Annotated in this window: 17 protein-coding genes; 7 read left to right on the top strand and 10 right to left on the bottom strand. The window is 71.1% G+C overall.

From position 1 onward, the window contains the following. Positions 1-747: a carbon-nitrogen hydrolase family protein gene (locus AC27IY_RS40160; protein WP_449945464.1), complete on the top strand. Its 747-nt coding sequence runs from the start codon at positions 1-3 to the stop codon at positions 745-747. Between the two features lie 38 nt (positions 748-785). After that, complete coding sequence (locus AC27IY_RS40155) at positions 786-1391, top strand: VOC family protein (RefSeq protein ID WP_344218535.1); 606 nt, start codon at positions 786-788, stop codon at positions 1389-1391. A gap of 53 nt (positions 1392-1444) precedes the next feature. Here AC27IY_RS40155 and AC27IY_RS40150 read toward each other — a convergent pair whose 3' ends face one another. Beyond that, positions 1445-3070 carry an endo-1,4-beta-xylanase gene (locus AC27IY_RS40150; protein ID WP_487181171.1) on the bottom strand — a complete coding sequence of 542 codons (1626 nt, stop codon included), beginning with the start codon at positions 3068-3070 and terminating at the stop codon, positions 1445-1447. A 289-nt stretch (positions 3071-3359) separates the two neighbouring features. On the opposite strand from AC27IY_RS40150, the gene AC27IY_RS40145 reads away from it, so the two are divergent. The 4 genes from AC27IY_RS40145 (at position 3360) to AC27IY_RS40130 (ending at position 7412) form a co-directional block, all read left to right on the top strand. After that, positions 3360-5024: a class I adenylate-forming enzyme family protein gene (locus AC27IY_RS40145; RefSeq protein ID WP_487181169.1), complete on the top strand. Its 1665-nt coding sequence runs from the start codon at positions 3360-3362 to the stop codon at positions 5022-5024. Between the two features lie 186 nt (positions 5025-5210). Then, the gene (locus AC27IY_RS40140; protein ID WP_344218529.1) at positions 5211-5618 is read left to right on the top strand and encodes a hypothetical protein; all 408 of its coding nucleotides are present in this window, start codon (positions 5211-5213) and stop codon (positions 5616-5618) included. Positions 5619-5637: 19 nt separating this feature from the next. Next, the gene (locus AC27IY_RS40135) at positions 5638-6009 is read left to right on the top strand and encodes a nuclear transport factor 2 family protein (RefSeq protein ID WP_364445116.1); all 372 of its coding nucleotides are present in this window, start codon (positions 5638-5640) and stop codon (positions 6007-6009) included. Positions 6010-6116: 107 nt separating this feature from the next. Next, entirely contained in the window at positions 6117-7412 is a 1296-nt protein-coding gene (locus tag AC27IY_RS40130; protein ID WP_423450379.1) for an MFS transporter, read from the top strand. A gap of 93 nt (positions 7413-7505) precedes the next feature. Here AC27IY_RS40130 and AC27IY_RS40125 read toward each other — a convergent pair whose 3' ends face one another. Further along, positions 7506-7751 (bottom strand): hypothetical protein, encoded by a 246-nt coding sequence (locus AC27IY_RS40125; protein WP_344218523.1) that lies wholly within the window; start codon positions 7749-7751, stop codon positions 7506-7508. Positions 7752-7828: 77 nt separating this feature from the next. On the opposite strand from AC27IY_RS40125, the gene AC27IY_RS40120 reads away from it, so the two are divergent. After that, positions 7829-8434, top strand: a complete 606-nt coding sequence (locus tag AC27IY_RS40120) for a Uma2 family endonuclease (RefSeq protein WP_487181168.1) — start codon at positions 7829-7831, stop codon at positions 8432-8434. 47 nt (positions 8435-8481) lie between these two features. Here the strand turns inward: AC27IY_RS40120 and AC27IY_RS40115 are convergent, their stop codons facing one another. From AC27IY_RS40115 to AC27IY_RS40080, 8 genes are all read right to left on the bottom strand, one after another. Then, positions 8482-11037, bottom strand: a complete 2556-nt coding sequence (locus AC27IY_RS40115) for a phenylalanine--tRNA ligase subunit beta (RefSeq protein ID WP_487181167.1) — start codon at positions 11035-11037, stop codon at positions 8482-8484. Then, positions 11037-12077: a phenylalanine--tRNA ligase subunit alpha gene (gene pheS, locus AC27IY_RS40110; RefSeq protein ID WP_344218608.1), complete on the bottom strand. Its 1041-nt coding sequence runs from the start codon at positions 12075-12077 to the stop codon at positions 11037-11039. The genes AC27IY_RS40115 and pheS overlap by 1 nt, the downstream gene beginning before the upstream one ends. A 141-nt stretch (positions 12078-12218) precedes the next feature. Continuing rightward, a complete protein-coding gene (locus AC27IY_RS40105; protein WP_344218517.1) occupies positions 12219-13313 on the bottom strand; it encodes a sensor histidine kinase in 1095 nt (364 codons plus the stop codon). A gap of 50 nt (positions 13314-13363) precedes the next feature. Then, a complete protein-coding gene (locus AC27IY_RS40100; protein WP_020547115.1) occupies positions 13364-14167 on the bottom strand; it encodes a TrmH family RNA methyltransferase in 804 nt (267 codons plus the stop codon). 93 nt (positions 14168-14260) lie between these two features. Then, positions 14261-14644 (bottom strand): 50S ribosomal protein L20, encoded by a 384-nt coding sequence (gene rplT / locus AC27IY_RS40095; protein WP_020547116.1) that lies wholly within the window; start codon positions 14642-14644, stop codon positions 14261-14263. 24 nt (positions 14645-14668) lie between these two features. Continuing rightward, complete coding sequence (gene rpmI, locus AC27IY_RS40090) at positions 14669-14863, bottom strand: 50S ribosomal protein L35 (RefSeq protein ID WP_344218514.1); 195 nt, start codon at positions 14861-14863, stop codon at positions 14669-14671. A gap of 126 nt (positions 14864-14989) precedes the next feature. Continuing rightward, the gene (gene infC, locus AC27IY_RS40085; protein WP_329592416.1) at positions 14990-15559 is read right to left on the bottom strand and encodes a translation initiation factor IF-3; all 570 of its coding nucleotides are present in this window, start codon (positions 15557-15559) and stop codon (positions 14990-14992) included. A 342-nt stretch (positions 15560-15901) separates the two neighbouring features. Further along, entirely contained in the window at positions 15902-16771 is an 870-nt protein-coding gene (locus tag AC27IY_RS40080; RefSeq protein ID WP_423476379.1) for a shikimate dehydrogenase, read from the bottom strand. Positions 16772-16809: the final 38 nt, after the last annotated feature.

The raw sequence follows: 16809 nt of genomic DNA, 5'->3' as shown, positions 1-16809 counted from the left end.
GTGAAGATCCTCCTTGTGCAGCCGCCGCGCTACTCCCCCGACGGCCACGCCAACTTCGACGCCGTCGAGGCGCTGGTCACCCCCGGCTCCGCCGAGCTGATGATCCTGCCCGAGCTGGCCGGCGCGTCCCTGCCGCGCGCCGACTATTTAGCGAGGGTGCGGGAGCTGGCCAGGGGCTCGGGGATGGCGGTGGTCGGCGGCTCCCACTACGACGACTCGGCCCCCGGCGGGCGGGTCAACCGGGGCGCGGCGGCCGGCCCGGACGGCACGCTGCTCACCGAGTACGACAAGGCCCACCCCTACGGGCTGGAGCTGCGCTCCGGCGTCGTCCCCGGACGTCCCGGCGGCGGCTTCGAGCTGCACGGCCGCCGCCTGCACGTGCTGCTCTGCGCCGACCTGTGGTATTCGGCCAGCCTGGCGGGCGCGGACGGCCCGGACGCCGTGCTGGTGCCCGCCTTCTCGGTGACCCGCTGGGACGGCCCCGCCCCCGCCCGGCAGCTCTGGCAGCACATGAGCGTGGCCCGCGCGTACGAGTTCATGACGTACGTGGCCGTGAGCGACTGGCACCACGAGACCACCTACCACGGGCATCCGTGCGCGGGCGTGACCGGTCTCGCCAACCCCTGCCCGCACACCCATACCGGTTTCTTCACCGGGCCGCCCGACGACGCCGTCTCCGTCCACGAGCTGGACTTCGGCCGTCTGGACGCCTTCCGCCGCGACCGGTCAGAGCGCGGCTTCCGTTAGGGCTTACCTGCGATAGTTGAAAGGCATACGGTTGACGTATGGCTGAGACCCCCGATCAGGTGCACTGGCGCGGCGTGCACCATCTCGCCCTGGTGACCGCGGACATGGACGCCACCGTGCGCTTCTGGCACGGCGTGCTCGGCGCCCGGCTCGTCGCCACCCTGGCCGTCCCCGCGTTCAAGCACTACTTCTTCGACGTCGCGCCCGGCAACACGGTCGCCTTCTTCGAGTACGCCGACCAGCCGCTCGACAGCTTCGCCAAGCCCGCGGGCGTCCCGTACGCGCGGGCGGCGCAGTTCGACCACCTGTCGCTGCACCTGCCGGACGAGGAGGCGCTGAACCGCATGCGCGACCGGCTGAAGGCGCACGGCTGCGAGGTCACCGACGTCATCGACCACGGTTTCCTGCGCTCGATCTACTTCAGCGACCCCAACGGCATCGCCCTGGAGGCGTCCTGGTGGACGCTCGACCCGACCGGCCGCCCGGCCGACCACTCCGACGAGCGGCTGTTCGCCGACCCCGACCCGGTGCCGGCCGTGCGCGAGCTGCGCGAGGAGGGCCGGCTGCGCCACACGGTCGCCACCCGGCTGGTCGACGGCGTGATCGAGGACCTGCGCCGCGAGGGCATCACGCTGGAGCGCTGAACGGGACGGGCACCCCCGGAGCGCGGTCCAGGGGTGCCCGGTCTGCCCGGCCGTCAGGCGCAGGTGTAGGTGGAGGGAGTCTGCGTGTTCCCGCTCGGGCGGCTCACCTGGAAGCCGAACGAGGTGGCGGCGTTCGGGGCCAGGTTGCCGTTGTAGGCGGCGTTCTTGGCGGTCACGGTCTGGCCGCTCACCGTCAGGGTGGCGTTCCACGAGCCGACCAGGGTGTGCCCGGCGGGCAAGGTGAAGGTGACGGTCCAGCCGGTGACGGCGGAGGTGCCGGTGTTGGTGACGGTCACGGGCTGGACCACGTAGCCGCCGCTCCACTGGGTCTGCACGGTCCCGGTGGCGGTGCAGCCGCCGCCCCCGCTCGGCCCGTCCTGGGTGGTGAACGTGGCGAGCGCGGAGTTGCCGGACAGGTTGCCCGCGCCGTCCCTGGCGCGCACGTACACCTGGTACTGCGTGCTGGGGCTCAGCCCGGTCAGCGTGATCGAGGCGGTGCTGCTCTGGCCGAGCAGCGTGTCGGTGGCGCCCTGCTCGCGGTAGACGTTGTAGCCGGCCAGGCCGCTGCCGCCGGTGTCGGTGGAGGCGCTCCAGGTCAGCGCGGCGGAGTTGGAGGTGACCGTGCCGACCGTCGGCGTGCCGGGAGTGCTCGGCGGGGTGGTGTCGCCGCTCGTGCCGCCCGCCAGCGCGTCGTGCACGGCCGTGTACGCCGGCTTCTGCTGGTAGTTGGCGTCCCACGGCAGCGCGAAGCCCTCGTTGGGGAAGGTGTCCGGCACCCAGGAGTGCTTGTCGGTGAAGCCCCAGATGGTGACGCCGGCGCAGGCGGTCACCGCGAGGCAGGCGTTGACGACGTTGCGGTAGTAGGTGGCCTGGGTGGTGTCCTTGGAGCTGTCGCGCGGCGTCGGCATGCGCACGTCGAGCTCGGTGACCCGGACCTGCACGCCGAGCGCGGCGAAGCGCTCCATGTTCCGCTGCATGTCGCTCGGGAAGCCGTACTGGATGGAGAGGTGGCTCTGCAGGCCCACGCAGTCGACGGGGACGCCCTGCTGGCGCAGCGACGAGACGAGGTTGTACATCGCGGTGCTCTTGGCGTTGATGCCCTCGACGTTGTAGTCGTTGATGCACAGCCGGGCGTCGGGGTCGGCGGCGCGGGCGGCGCGGAAGGCGTCGGCGACGAAGCTCTGGCCCAGCGTGTTGTACCAGAACGACGAGCGCCAGCCGCCGTTCTCGTCGAAGACCTCGTTCACGACGTCCCAGGAGACCACGGCCGGGTTGTCGGCGTAGTGGCCGACGACCTGGGCGATGTGGCTCTGCATCGCCGAGCGCATGGCGCTGGCGCCGAGGCCCTGCACCCAGCCGGGCGTCTGCTGGTGCCAGACCAGGGTGTGGCCGTGGACCTGCTGGTTGTTCTGGGTGGCGAAGGCGACGATCTGGTCGGCGCCACTGAAGGTGAACTGGCCCGGGTTGGGCTCGGTGGACTCCCACTTCATCGCGTTCTCGGCGGTGATCTGGTTGAACTCGGTGCCCGCGATGGTGCGGTAGGAGGTCTCACTGCCGAGCGGGCCGGTGGCGAGCGCCGTGCCGATGAACTTGCCCTTGGCCGCGGCGTGCGTGCGCAGCGGCGCGGACGCCTGGGCCGAGGTGGTGGGCAGCAGGAAGGCTGCGAAAATCCCCAGCAAAGTGAGGATTCTGACGAGCGCGGACGAAAGCACGGACATCGACCTCCGGGGGGCGGGGCATTCGATCCGAAAGTTTCGATCCCTCATGGATCGCATCGCCGACGGTATTGACAGGCCCGTTCAGGGTCAATGCCGGGGCTCGCCGGACGCCAAAGCAGCAGTTGGGAGCCTGAAAGTATCGGCACAGTCATGAAAGTTTCATGAAGAACGTAACTCTAGCGAAACGTACTGACCGGTCGGTACTGTGACTTATCCAGAATAATCGTCCACAGCGGGGAGCGTTCTGCAGATGACCCTTACGCACGCCCAGGTCCAGGCCCAGCTCACCGGCCCCGGCCAGCTCTTCGAGATGGAGGAGATAGGCGACACCGGGGTACGAACGTGGAAGCACGCACCCACCCATTTCCGGGCGCTGCTGGAGATGAGCAGGTTCCACGGCGAGAAGGTCTTCCTCGTCTACGAGGACGAGCACATCACGTTCGAGGACCATTTCCGCCGTGCCGCGACGCTGGCCCACCGCCTGATCGACGAGTACGGCGTGCGCAAGGGCGACCGCGTGGCCGTGGCCATGCGCAACTACCCGGAATGGGTGATCTCCTTCTCCGCCGTGCTGGCCGCCGGAGCCGTCGCCGTGCCGCTCAACGCCTGGTGGACCGAGAACGAGCTGGCCTACGGCGTACACGACTCCGGCGCGAAGGTGCTCATCGCCGACGGCGAGCGGGCCGGACGGCTGGCCTCCACCGGCGTGCCGATGATCGTCACCAGGGGCGAGGCCACCGGCGGGGCGCGGGCGTTCGCCGACGTCCTGGGCGAGGTCACGGCCGACGTGACGCTGCCCGAGGTCGAGCTGTCCCCCGAGGACCCGGCCACGATCTTCTACACCTCCGGCACCACCGGCAACCCCAAGGGCGCGCTCGGCAGCCACCGCAACATCGGCCAGTCCCCCATGACCGTCGCCTACGGCCTCATGCGCGCGGTGGCGCTGGCCGGCAAGGACCCGGCCGCGGCGACCGGGACCCGCCGGATCACGCTGCTGACCGTGCCACTGTTCCACGTCACGGGCTGCTTCTCGGCCATGACGACGACGATGTTCAGCGGCGGCGGCCTGGTGCTCATGTACAAGTGGGACGCCGGGCAGGCGCTGCGCCTCATCGAGCGGGAGAAGGTCAGCGCCATGATCGGCGTACCGACCAACGCCTGGCAGCTCATGTCGCACCCCGACTTCGACAAGCACGACCTGTCGTCCCTCTCCACGCTCGGCTACGGCGGCGCCCCCGCCCCGCCCAAGCTGCTGGAGCGCATCACCACCAACCTGCCCGACCGCGCGCCCTCCAACGGCTACGGCATGACCGAGACCAGCGCCCTCGCGATCGGCAACGGCGGCGCCGACTACCACGCCAAGCCGGACAGCATCGGCGTGCCCTCACCCGTCGTGGACGTACGCGTCGTGGACCCGATGGGCGAGCAGCTCGCCCCCGGCGAGGTCGGCGAGCTGTGCATCCGCGGCCCCAACGTCATCCTCGGCTACTGGAACAAGCCCGAGGCCACGGCCGAGACGTTCGTCGACGGCTGGGTGCACACCGGCGACCTGGCGAAGATCGACGAGGACGGCTTCGTCTACATCGTGGACCGCGCCAAGGACATGGTCATCCGCGGCGGCGAGAACGTCTACTGCGCCGAGGTCGAGGCGGCCCTGTTCGAGCACCCGGCGGTGGACGACGCCGCCGTGATCGGGGTGCCGCACGACGAGCTGGGCGAGGAGGTCGGCGCCGTCGTCAGGCTCGCGCCGGGCGCCTCGGTCACGGCGGACGAGCTGCGGGAGTTCCTGGCCGGGCGGCTGGCCAAGTTCAAGATCCCGGTGCACGTGTGGTTCCGCGAGGGCGAGCTGCCGCGCAACCCCGGCGGCAAGATCCTCAAGACGCACCTGCGCCGCGAGGTCCTCGGCACGTCCTGATCAGCTACGGCGGCGCGGTCGCTCCGAGGGGGCGACCGCGCCTTCTTGCGCCCATTTTCGCCGCCGTCTCCCCAGCTCAGCCCCCGTTTCCGCACCTTCGCTTACCTGACGCGTAATCGCGCCCCCTACCCCGTGGCTGACATCTTCGAGGTGTCGCAAGGACAGCCACCCCAAGGAGGGCCCGATATGACCGCCGTAACCGTCACCGCCGACAAGGCCAGATTCCTGCGCCTCGCCCTTGTCGCCGACGCCGTCGTCACCGGCGGCAACGGCCTGGTCTACCTCGCCTTCGCCGGCCCCGTCGCCGACCTGCTCGGCCCCGACACGGGCCTGCTGCGCGGCATCGGCGCCTTCCTCCTGGTCTACGGCGTGGCCGTCGGCCTGCTGGCCACCCGCCGCGACCTCGGACAGGCCGGCCCGCGGACCGTGATCGCCCTGAACGCCGCCTGGACCCTCGGCAGCCTCGCCGCCGTGGTGACCGGAGCCCTGGGCCTCACCACCGTCGGCGCGATCTGGGCCATCGCCCAGGCCGTCACCGTGGCCGCCTTCGCCGAGCTGCAGATCATGGGCCTGCGCAAGGCCCGCGTCAGCTGAACGAACAACCCCTGAGGAGATGACGATCATCATGGACAACACCCTCGTCGAGCGCTACGTCGCCGCCTGGAACGAGACCGACGCCGAGGCCCGCGCCAAGGCCGTGGCCGAGCTGTGGACCGAGGACGCCACCTACACCGACCCGCTGGCCGACGTGGCCGGGCACGACGGCATCGCCGCCGTGATCGCCGGCGCGCAGGGCATGTTCCCCGGCCTGGTGTTCACCCCGGGCGAGGTGTACGACGCCCACCACCACATCGCCCGCTTCACCTGGCACCTCGGCCCCGCGGACGGGGAGCCGGTCGCCGTCGGCTTCGACGTGGTGGAGCTGGCCGAGGACGGCAGGATCCGCCGGGTGCTGGGCTTCCTGGACCGGGTCCCGGCCGCCTGACCCGCCATCGACAGGGCCCCGGGGGGAACGCCCCCGGGGCCCTGTCGCGTTTCGCGATCCGAAATCGATTTGCGGTTTTCCGCCCTCGCCCCGGACAATCTGAGGTCGTGCCTGGCCTCGTCAAACGCATCTTCCGTGACCTCCGTATCGACGTGAGCCCGTTGCGCGACTCCCGGGACTACCGGCTGATGTTCGCCTCCGGGCTCATCACGATGTTCGGCACGTTCATCTCCGTGGTGGCGGTGCCCTACCAGATGAAGGAGCTCACCGGCTCCTACCTGGCGGTCGGGCTGGTCAGCCTGGCCGAGTTCGTGCCGATGGTGGTGTGCGGGCTCTGGGGCGGCGCCATCGCCGACGCCCTCGACCGCCGCAAGATCATCGTACTGAGCGAGCTGGGACTGCTGTTCACCTCGCTCGCGCTCATGGTCAACGCCATGCTGCCCACGCCCCAGATCTGGGTCCTCTACGTGATGGGCGCGATCTCCACCGGCATCGGCTCGCTCCAGCGGCCCAGCATGGAGGCGTTCTTCCAGCAGGTCGTCAAGCACGAGCAGCAGGCGGCGGCCGCGGTGCTGTCCAGCCTCCGCTGGAACTTCGGCGCCATCGTGGCCCCGGCGCTCGGCGGCCTGCTGGTGACCTCGGCGGGGGTCGCGGCGGCGTACGGGGTGGACGCGCTGACCTTCCTCGGCTCGCTGGTGCTGCTGTGGCGGATCCGGTCGCTGCCGCCCGCCGAGGACGCCGCGCCCGCGTCGCTGCGCTCCCTGGTCGAGGGCGTCCGCTACGCGGTGGGACGCCGCGACCTCATGGGCACCTACCTGGTGGACATGGCGGCCATGGTGTTCGCCATGTCGACGGCGCTGTTCCCGTTCCTCGCCGACCAGTTGCGCGCGCCACAGGCGCTCGGGCTGCTGTACTCGGCGGGCGCGATCGGCGCGCTGATCGCCTCGCTCACCGGGGCGTGGGCGGCCCGCGTGCACCGCCACGGCCTCGGCGTGATCGTCGCGGCGGCCCTGTGGGGCGCGGCCGTGGCGCTCGCCGCGCTGGCCCCGAACATCTGGCTCGTCGTCGTCTGCATCGCCCTCGCGGGCGCGGCCGACATGATCAGCGGCATCTTCCGTTCGACCATGTGGAACCAGACGATCCCGAGCGAGCTGCGCGGCCGGCTGGCCGGCATCGAGCTGCTCTCCTACGCCAGCGGCCCGATGCTCGGCAACGCCCGGGCGAGCCTCATGGCCAACCTCGGCGGCGTCCGCTTCTCGCTGGGCGCGGGCGGCCTGCTCTGCGTCGGCGCGGTGCTCGCCCTGGCCGCCGCGCTGCCGTCGTTCCGCCGCTACGACGCCCGCACCGACGAGCACGCCCTCGCCGAGAAAGCCCGCCGCCAGGTCGCCACCCAGTCGACCTGACCCAACCCACGTAACCTCGCCCGCACGCCGGCCGGCCTCCCAGCCCGCCCCGGGCCGACCGGCGCCTCAGCCCGCCCCGGGCCGGCCGGCGTCTCAGCCGGTCTCACGCCACCCGTCGTAACGCTCGGCCAGCTCGTCCAGGCCGGCCAGCGCCGCCTCGTCCAGCCCCTCCCCGAGCCCTTCCGCCACCACGAGCCACTGCGCGTCCTCGGCGTCGTCCTCCCCGGCCAACGTCTCACGCACCACCCGCGGCACCCCGAGCGCCGGATACCACTCCCCCAGCGTCTCGGCCACCTCCTCGGCATCCTCCCGCTCGCCGAACACCAACAACACCGTCATGCGCCCATTGTCCCAGCCGCGCCGCCGTATCCGACCGTTCACGTGGCGTGAGGAGAATAGGTTGGTAGCTTGAGACCATGACTGCCGAAGCGGTGACCGTTGAGATGACTTCTCCCTCACTGCCCGACTGGGTGTTTCCGCCTGCCCGAGGGTTCACTGCAGAAGACCTCGATCACATTGCGGATTTGCCTGCACACACAGAGTTGATTGATGGAAGCTTGGTTTTCGTGAGCCCCCAAGCCTCCTTCCACATGTGCGTGGTGTCGCTGCTGGAGGGCGAGTTGCGTCGCGCCGCCCCGGAGGAGCACCGCGTCCGGCGGGAGATGAGCGTGATCCTCGATCCCGCCCAGCGGCCCGAGCCGGACGTCTGCGTCGTCCGGGCCGACGCCGTCACGGGCGGGAGGCAGACCTTCTTCCGGGGGCAGGACGTCGTTCTGGTGGTCGAGGTGGTCTCGCCGGAGTCGCGCGTCCGGGATCGCAAGCGCAAGCCGGTGCTCTACGCGGAGGCCGGCATCCCGCACTTCTGGCGGATCGAGGAGCAGGCCGGCAAGCCGGTCGCCTACGTCTACGAGCTCGACCCCGCGACCGGCCTCTACGCCCTGACCGGCCTGCATCACGACCGGCTGAAGCTCACCGTTCCCTTCGACCTCGACGTGGACCTCGGCGAGGTCGACCGCATGTGAAAGGGCCGGCCCGGCAGAAGCCGGGGCCGGCCCTTCGACAGCCAGGGTCAGGAGCTGCGGAGCTGGGCGCCGACGCGGTCGGCGGCCAGCGCCACCGCGGCGTCCCTGGCCGCCGTCGTCTCCTCGACCGTCAGCGTACGGTCCGGCGCCCGGAAGCGCATCGTGTAGGCGAGCGACTTGTTGCCCTCGCCCACCTGCTCCCCGGCGTAGACGTCGAACAGCCGGATCGACTCCAGCAGCTCACCGGCCCCGTCGCGCAGCGCCGCCTCGACGTCGGCCACCGGCGTGAAGTCGGGCACGATCAGCGCGACGTCCTGGGTGGCCACCGGGTAGGCCGACACCGCGGGCGTCTGCACCGGCCCCGGCATGGCCTGCTCCAGCCGGGTCAGCTCCAGCTCCATGGCCGCAGTGCGCGGCGGCAGCCCGTACGCCTCGATGACCCGCGGATGCAGCTCACCGGCGTGCCCCACCAGCGTGTCGCCCACGTAGAGCGCGGCGCACCGGCCGGGGTGCCACGGCTCGTGCTGGTCGGCGCTGATGGACAGCTCCAGCCGGGCCTCCCCGGCGACCAGCCGCGCGGCCTGCACGGCGTCGGCCCAGGACGCCTGGCGTCCCTTGCCCCACCAGCCGGAGCGTTCGAACTCCCCGGTCAGCACCACGGCGACCCGCACCGGCTGGTCGGGCAGCGCCGCCTCGATCGAGGCCAGCTCCTCGGGCGTGGGCCGCCGCTCGACGCCGAGCACCGGCGCGGTCTCGGGCGCGCTGGGCCGCGGCCGGTAGACCGGCCCCGTCTCGAACAGCGCCACGTCGGCGAAGCCGCGCCCGACGTTGCGTACCAGGGTCTTCAGCAGCCCCGGCAGCAGCGTGGTGCGCATGAGCGGCTCGTCCTCCGACAGCGGGTTGGCCAGCCGCATGGCCGCGCGCCGCGCGTCGTCGGCCGGCAGCAGCAGCCGGTCGAAGTCGTCGGGACTGATGAACGGGTAGCTCAGCACCTCGACGTAGCCGCCCTCGGCCAGCGCCCGCCCGGCCCGGCGGCGCAGCCGCTGCCCCTCGGTGAGCCCGGCCCCGGCGGGCGCGCTGGGCAGCACCGACGGCAGGCTCTCGTAGCCCTCCAGCCGGATGACCTCTTCGGCCAGGTCGTTGGGGTCGGTGAGGTCGGGCCGCCACGACGGCGGGGTGACGGTGATCATGTCGTCGCCGGTGACGGCCAGCCTGGCCGCCAGCGCGCCGCCGGTCACGACCCCGGTCGGGGCGACGCCGCCCTTGCGCACCGCGGGGTCGTCGCCGTCGGCCACGGTGCAGCCGACCTGCCGCAGCCGGGCGATCACGGTGTCCTTGGAGTAGGGGACGCCGGCCACCCGGCCCGGGTAGCTCGCGGGGATCGCGATCCGCGCGGGCGTGACCTCGACCTCGGCGTGCGTGACCCCGGGTCCGACCTGGGCGCCGCCCAGCTCGGCCAGCATGCGCACGGCCTTCCAGGACGCGACCAGCGGCAGCTCCCTGTCGACGCCGCGCTCGAACCGCTTGGACGCCTCCGACACGAGCCCGTGCCGGCGCGACTCCCGGGAGATGCCGGTGGCGGAGAAGTGGGCGGCCTCGATGACGATGTCGGTCGAGCCCTCGGAGATCTCCGTCTCCAGCCCGCCCATGGTGCCCGCCATCGAGATGGGCCCGGACTGGTCGGTGATGAGGATGTCGTCGGGGTCGAGCTCGCGTACGACGTGGTCGAGGGTCTCCAGCCGCTCGCCCGGCAGGGCCCGGCGTACGACGATCTCGCCCTGCAGCTTGCCCCGGTCGAAGGCGTGCAGCGGCTGCCCGAGCTCCAGCATCAGGTAGTTGGTGACGTCGACGGCCAGCGACACCGGCCGCATGCCGGCGCGCGACAGCCGGGTGCGCATCCACAGCGGGCTCGCGGCGGCCGGGTCGAACCCGGTCACCTCGCGCAGCACGAACCGGTCGCAGGCGGTCGGATCGGCGATCGAGGCCGGCCACGACGGCTCGTCCGTGGCGGGCACCTCGACGTCGGCGGGGTCGTGGAAGGCCACCCCGAACGCGGTGGCCGCCTCGCGCGCCACGCCGCGGATGGACAGCGCGTAGCCGATGTCGGGGGTGATCTCCAGCTCGATCACGTCGTCGCGCAGGCCGAGCAGCTCGACCACGTCGGCGCCGACCGGCGTGTCGGGCGGCAGCACCATGATGCCGCCGTGCTCGTCGCTCAGCCCGAGTTCGCGCTCGGAGCAGATCATGCCCTCGGACATGCGCCCGTACGTCTTGCGCGCCCCGACCTCGAACCCGCCGGGCAGCACGCCGCCGGGCAGGACGACGGGCACGCGGTCGCCGGCGGCGAAGTTGGTGGCGCCGCAGACGATCTCGCGCGGCGTCGCCTCCCCCACCTCGACCCGGCAGTGCCTGATCGGCTTCTTGAACCCGGTCAGCTCCTCGATCTCCAGCACCTCGCCGACGACGACGTTCTTGACGTCGTGGCCGTGGGAGGTGATGGCCTCGAGCTTGAGCCCGGCCGCGGTGAGCTTGTCGGCCACCTCGTGCGCGGTGACCGCCGGGAGATCGACATACTCCCGCAGCCAGGAGAGCGGGACCTTCATCAGATCTCCATTCCGAACGGGAGCGTGAAGCGCACGTCTCCTTCGACCATGTCACGCATGTCCTCGGCGTTGTGCCGGAACATCAGGGTCCGCTCGATGCCCATGCCGAAGGCGAACCCGGAGTAACGCGAGGGGTCGACGCCGCAGGCGACCAGCACCCGCGGGTTGACCATGCCGCAGCCGCCCCACTCGATCCAGCCCTCCGACTTGCAGGTGCGGCAGGGCGGGTTGCCGGGGACCGCCGAGGCGCCGCGGCAGACGAAGCACTTGAGGTCCATCTCGGCGGACGGCTCGGTGAACGGGAAGTAGTTGGGCCGGAACCGGGTGGTGATGCCCTTGCCGAACATGACCTCGGCGAACCGGTCGAGCGTGCCCTTGAGGTGGGCCATGGTCAGGCCCTCGTCCACGGCCAGGCCCTCGGTCTGGTGGAAGACCGGGGTGTGGGTGGCGTCGAGCTCGTCGGTGCGGAACGTCTTGCCCGGCGAGATGACGTAGACCGGCAGCTCGCGCTGGAGCAGCGCGCGGATCTGCACCGGCGAGGTCTGCGTGCGCAGCACCATGCCGGAGCCGGTCGAGCCGACGAAGAACGTGTCGTGCTCGGAGCGGGCCGGGTGGTCCTGGGCGATGTTGAGCGCGTCGAAGTTGAACCACTCGCCTTCGAGCTCGGGCCCCTCGGCCACCTCGTAGCCCATGGCGACGAACGCGTCGGCGATGCGCTCCTGCAGCGTGGTGAGCGGGTGGCGGGCGCCGCGCGGCCGGCGGTCCCACGGCAGGGTGACGTCGACGGTCTCCTCGACGAGCACCCGCGCGTCGCGCTCGGCCTCCAGCTCGGCCTGGCGCGCGGCCAGCGCCTCGTTGATCGTTCTGCGCGCGCCGCCGACGCGCTTGCCCGCCTCGGCGCGGGCGGCCGGCGGCAGCGCGCCGATCTCGCGGTTGGCCAGGGCGATGGGCGAGCGGTCGCCCGCGTGCGCCAGCCTGGCCTGCTTGAGTGCGTCGAGGCTGTCGGCCGCCTTGATCGCCGCGATGGCGTCGGCCTCCATGCGCGACACCTCGTCGGCATGCAACGGTGTCACCTCGACGGGGTCGTAGTCAGACAAGAGTGAGCTCCGTATCCAGGGCTTGAGCGGAAAAGAGTCTAGTGGGGTCGGCCCACCGGCCCCGAATCCCGCTTGCCGGGCCTGTCAGGCGGACGTCGCGAAATCGGGGGTGCCGGTGGGCACGGTAAATCGGAACTCCGCCCCGCCCTCGGGCGCCCGCTGCACGACGATCGTGCCGCCGTGCGCCTCGACCAGGCCCTTCACGATGAACAGGCCGAGCCCGGTGCCGCCGCGACGGCGGCTGTTGCCGCCGCGCCAGAACTGCCGGAAGACGCGCGGGGCCAGCTCGGGCTCGATGCCCTCGCCCTCATCGCGGACCGACACGGCAACTCCCCATCCGACGGACTCGATCTCCATTGTCACGGTGCCGCGGCCATGGCGCAGCGCGTTTTCCACCAGGTTACTCAGAATCTGGTCAACTTTGTCCTGGTCGAGCCACGTCTCCGGCAGGTCGTCGTGGACGACGAGCCGGAACCGGTCCTCGGGCTCGCCCGCCGCGACCCGCCCGGCGATGATCCGGCGGGCGCGGGCCGGCAGGTCGACGACCTGGCGGCGCACCTCCAGCCGCCCGGACTCGATGCGGGAGACGTCGAGCAGCTCGGTGATGAGCCTGGTGACGCGGTCGGCGTCGTTGTTGACCGTCTCCAGCATGACGAGCTTCTGCTCTTCAGTGAAGCGGCTCCACTTGGCCAGCAGGGTCGCGGTGAACCCCTTGACGCTGGTCAGCGGCGAGCGCAGCTCGTGGGCAACGGTCGAGACCAGGTCGGCGCGGCTGCGCTCCAGCCGGGCGCGGGCGCCGCCGTCGCGCAGCGTGATCGCGACGCGCTCGACCTCGCCGCCGCGCTCCGGCTCGCGGACCAGCCGGGCGGTGACGTAGAGCTCCTGCCCGCCGGGCAGGTGCAGCGGCCGCTCCGGCACCCGGACGCGGCTGCGCAGCCCGCCCTCGGGGTCGAGCGCCTTCCACCAGTCGCGCCCGTCGTGGTCGCGGAAGGGGAACACGTCGTTCATGTGGCAGCCGACCGCGCGCTCCATGCGGACGCCGGTGAGCCTCGCGGCGGCGCGGTTGACGGCCAGCACCCTGCCATATCGGTCGGCCACGATGAGGCCGTCGGGAAGGTCGTCGATGGCTATCGTGCACGCGGCGGCCACTACTTGCCCGTCGGTTTCTGCGCCGTGCACGACCTCGCCTCCTCCGCCTACAACGCCGACAATAGCGGGTTTCCGGCCGCCTAGGGCACTCGCTGAGCCCTGGCGGAGGAGTAAAGGCATACCGCCGCGGCGGTGGCCAGGTTGAGACTTTCAGCCTGTCCGTAGATGGGCACTCTGACCACATCATCCGCTTCGGCGCGTATCTCCTCCGGCAGTCCCCAGGCCTCGTTGCCGAAGATCCACGCGGTGGGACCCGACAGATCGACGTCGTCGAGCGTGTGCTTGCCCGCGCCGTCGGCCGCCAGTACGCGCAAGCCTCGCTCCTTGAGTTGACGCACGGAGGGACTCACCGGTGCACCGATGACGACGGGCAGATGAAAAAGGCTTCCGGCGCTGGCGCGTACGCACTTGCCGTTGTACGGGTCCACGGAGGCGTCGGTGAACACCACCGCGTCGGCCCCCGCGGCGTCGGCCGCCCGCATGACGGTGCCGGCATTGCCCGGGTCGCGTACATGGGCGAGCACCGCGACCAGCCGCGGCGTGCCCTCCAGCGCCCGCTCCAGCGGCACGTGCACGAGCCGGCAGACCGCGACCAGGCCCTGCGGGGTGACGGTCTGGGTGAGCTCGGCCATGACCTCGCCGCTCGCCCGGTGCACCGGCACGCCCTGGAGCGTGGCCTCGGTGATCAGCTCGGCGTGGCGCAGCTCGGCCTCGGCCGTGGTGAACAGCTCCAGGGTGACGTCCGCCAGCCGCAGCGCCTCGCGCACCGCCTGGGGGCCCTCGGCCAGGAACTTGCGGTCCTGATCACGGAAGGCGCGCTTGGTGAGCCGGCGCGCGGCCTTCACCCGCGGCGACTTCACGTTGGTCAGCTCGGACCCGGCCATGCGACTCCCCCTGGGTCGTACACGTTCACTACTGCGGTCGTGCGGGTACAGCAAAGGGCCCACCGTCAACGGTGGGCCCTCGTCACAAAATGTTCAGCTCGCGGCCGGCGCGTTCACGTTCGCCGGCAGCGCCTTCTTGGCGGCCTCGACGAGCGTCGCGAAAGTCTGGCCGTCGTTCACCGCCAGGTCGGCGAGGATCTTACGGTCAACCTCGATGCCGGCCAGGCGCAGACCCTGGATCAGGCGGTTGTACGTCATGCCGTTCTGCCTAGCCGCGGCGTTGATCCGCTGGATCCACAGGCGGCGGAAAGCGCCCTTGCGGTCCTTGCGGTCACGGTAGGCATAGGTCATCGAGTGGAGCATCTGCTCCTTGGCCTTGCGGTACAGCCTCGACCGCTGGCCACGGTAGCCGCTGGCCCTCTCAAGGACGACCCTGCGCTTCTTCTTGGCGTTGAGCGCCCGCTTCACGCGTGCCATGTTTCTTCTCCCCGGGGAATCGCGCTACTTGCCGAGCAGCTTCTTGATCTTCTTGGTGTCGGCGTCGGAAAGGACGACCTCGTTCTTGAGACGGCGCGTCAGCGTGGACGACTTCCACTCGTTGTAGTGCGCGCGGTTGGCACGGCGACGCTTGATCTTGCCGGAACCGGTCAACCGGAACCGCTTCTTCGCACCACTGTGCGTCTTCATCTTCGGCATGTCGCCGTCTCTCCTCGTTTCGGTCGTGCCGGTAGCCGGGCCGGTGGTCGGCCGACCCGGTCGCGGCGTCTTTCGTCTGCCGGCGGCTGGCGCGGGGCGCTCTGTAAGGCTAACCCCTACCGGAGGTCACGCTTCCTGTGGGGAATCGTCCTCGCCGTCACGCTGTGCCTTGGCCGCCGCCTTCTCGGCCTTGGCCTCGGCCTTCTTCTTGTGCGGACCGATCACCATGATCATGTTGCGGCCGTCCTGCTTGGCGTGGGACTCCACGAAGCCGAGCTCCTGGACGTCGTCGGCCAGCCGCTGCAGCAGCCGGAAGCCGAGCTCCGGCCGGGACTGCTCGCGTCCGCGGAACATGATCGTGACTTTGACCTTGTCCCCCGCCTTGAGGAACCGCACCACGTGACCCTTCTTGGTCTCGTAGTCGTGCGGGTCGATCTTCGGCCGGAGCTTGATCTCCTTGATGATCGTGTGCGCCTGATTCTTGCGCGCCTCGCGCGCCTTCATCGCGGACTCGTACTTGAACTTGCCGTAGTCCATGAGCTTGCACACGGGCGGTCGAGCCGTGGCCGCGACCTCGACGAGGTCAAGGTCGGCTTCCTGGGCGAGCTTCAGGGCGTCGTGAATCGAGACGATGCCAACCTGCTCGCCGTTCGGGCCCACGAGGCGAACCTCGGGAACTCGGATACGCTCGTTGATGCGGGGCTCAGTGCTGATGGGGCCTCCTAGGTTTGCGATCCCTACGTGCTCGTCGTGCCCAAGGCCCTTCGCATTACCCCTAACGCGAAAAACCCCGCACGTCGCGCATGCGGGGCCACTGAGCTCTTTGGCTTTCGTGGCCTCGAGCTCCCCGGAGTAGTCCGGCGTGATCCTGGACCCGGCCACCTTTCGGTGACTCAGGTGGGAGGGAGACCTCCGCTTGCGCGTCCAGCAAACATGCCGGACCGATCAGAGAGCTACATTACCACAACAGCCAGGGACGCTCGAATCTTCCCGCCGGTCACAAACTTTCCCGGCCGTCAGGCCGGAACCCTCGGGCCGTCAGGCCGGGGCTGTGGCCGCCCGTCTGCGGATCTCGGCCTCGCCGGCCGCGCGCATGGCCTCCACCGGCACGTCCGCGCGCCCGGTCATCAGCTCCACCTGCCGCACCGCCTGGTGCAGCAGCATCGCGAAGCCGCCCACGACCGTGCCGCCCGCCGCCGCGACGGCCGCGGCCGCCCTGGTCGGCCAGGGCGAGTAGACCACGTCGAACAGCGCGGGCACCCGGGCCAGCCGGTCGGCGAAGGCGTCGGCCGCGCCGCCAGGCAGCGTCGAGACGACCAGGTCGGCCCCGGTGAACACGTCGAGCTTGTCGAGCGTCTCCACGGCCAGCGCCATGCCCAGCCGCTCGGCCACCTCGGCGGTCCCGGCGGCGCGGGCCGGCTCGCGGACCAGGAGGGTGGCGGCGTGCAGGCCGAGGTCACGCAGCGCCGCGAGCGTGGAGGCCGCCGTCGCGCCGCCGCCCAGCACGACGGCCGAGCGCGGAGCGTGGACGCCGGCCTCGGCCAGCGCCCGCACGATGCCGTACACGTCGGTGTTGTCGCCGTGGCGGCGCCCGTCACGGAACACCACCGTGTTGGCCCCGCCGACCTCGACGGCCAGCTCGGAGACGGTGTCGAGCAGCGGCAGCACGGCCCGCTTGAGCGGCATCGTGAGCGACAGTCCTGCCCAGGCGTCCTCGCCGGCGTCCTCATCGGCGCGGCCCTGTCCGCGCACCGGGGTCAGCTCGCCCAGCAGCTCCGGCAGGCGGGCCTCGTCGCACTCGAACGCCTCATAGCTCCAACCGGCCAGCCCCATCTCGCGGTAGGCGGCGCGGTGCAGGAACGGCGAGAGCGAATGGGCGATGGGCGACCCCATGACGGCGGCGCGCATCCGCGGCTCCTTCCCCTGACGAACAGCACGACCCTATC

The organism is Nonomuraea sp. B208 (assembly GCF_057536035.1).
This window is presented reverse-complemented; position numbering and strand designations above follow the sequence as displayed.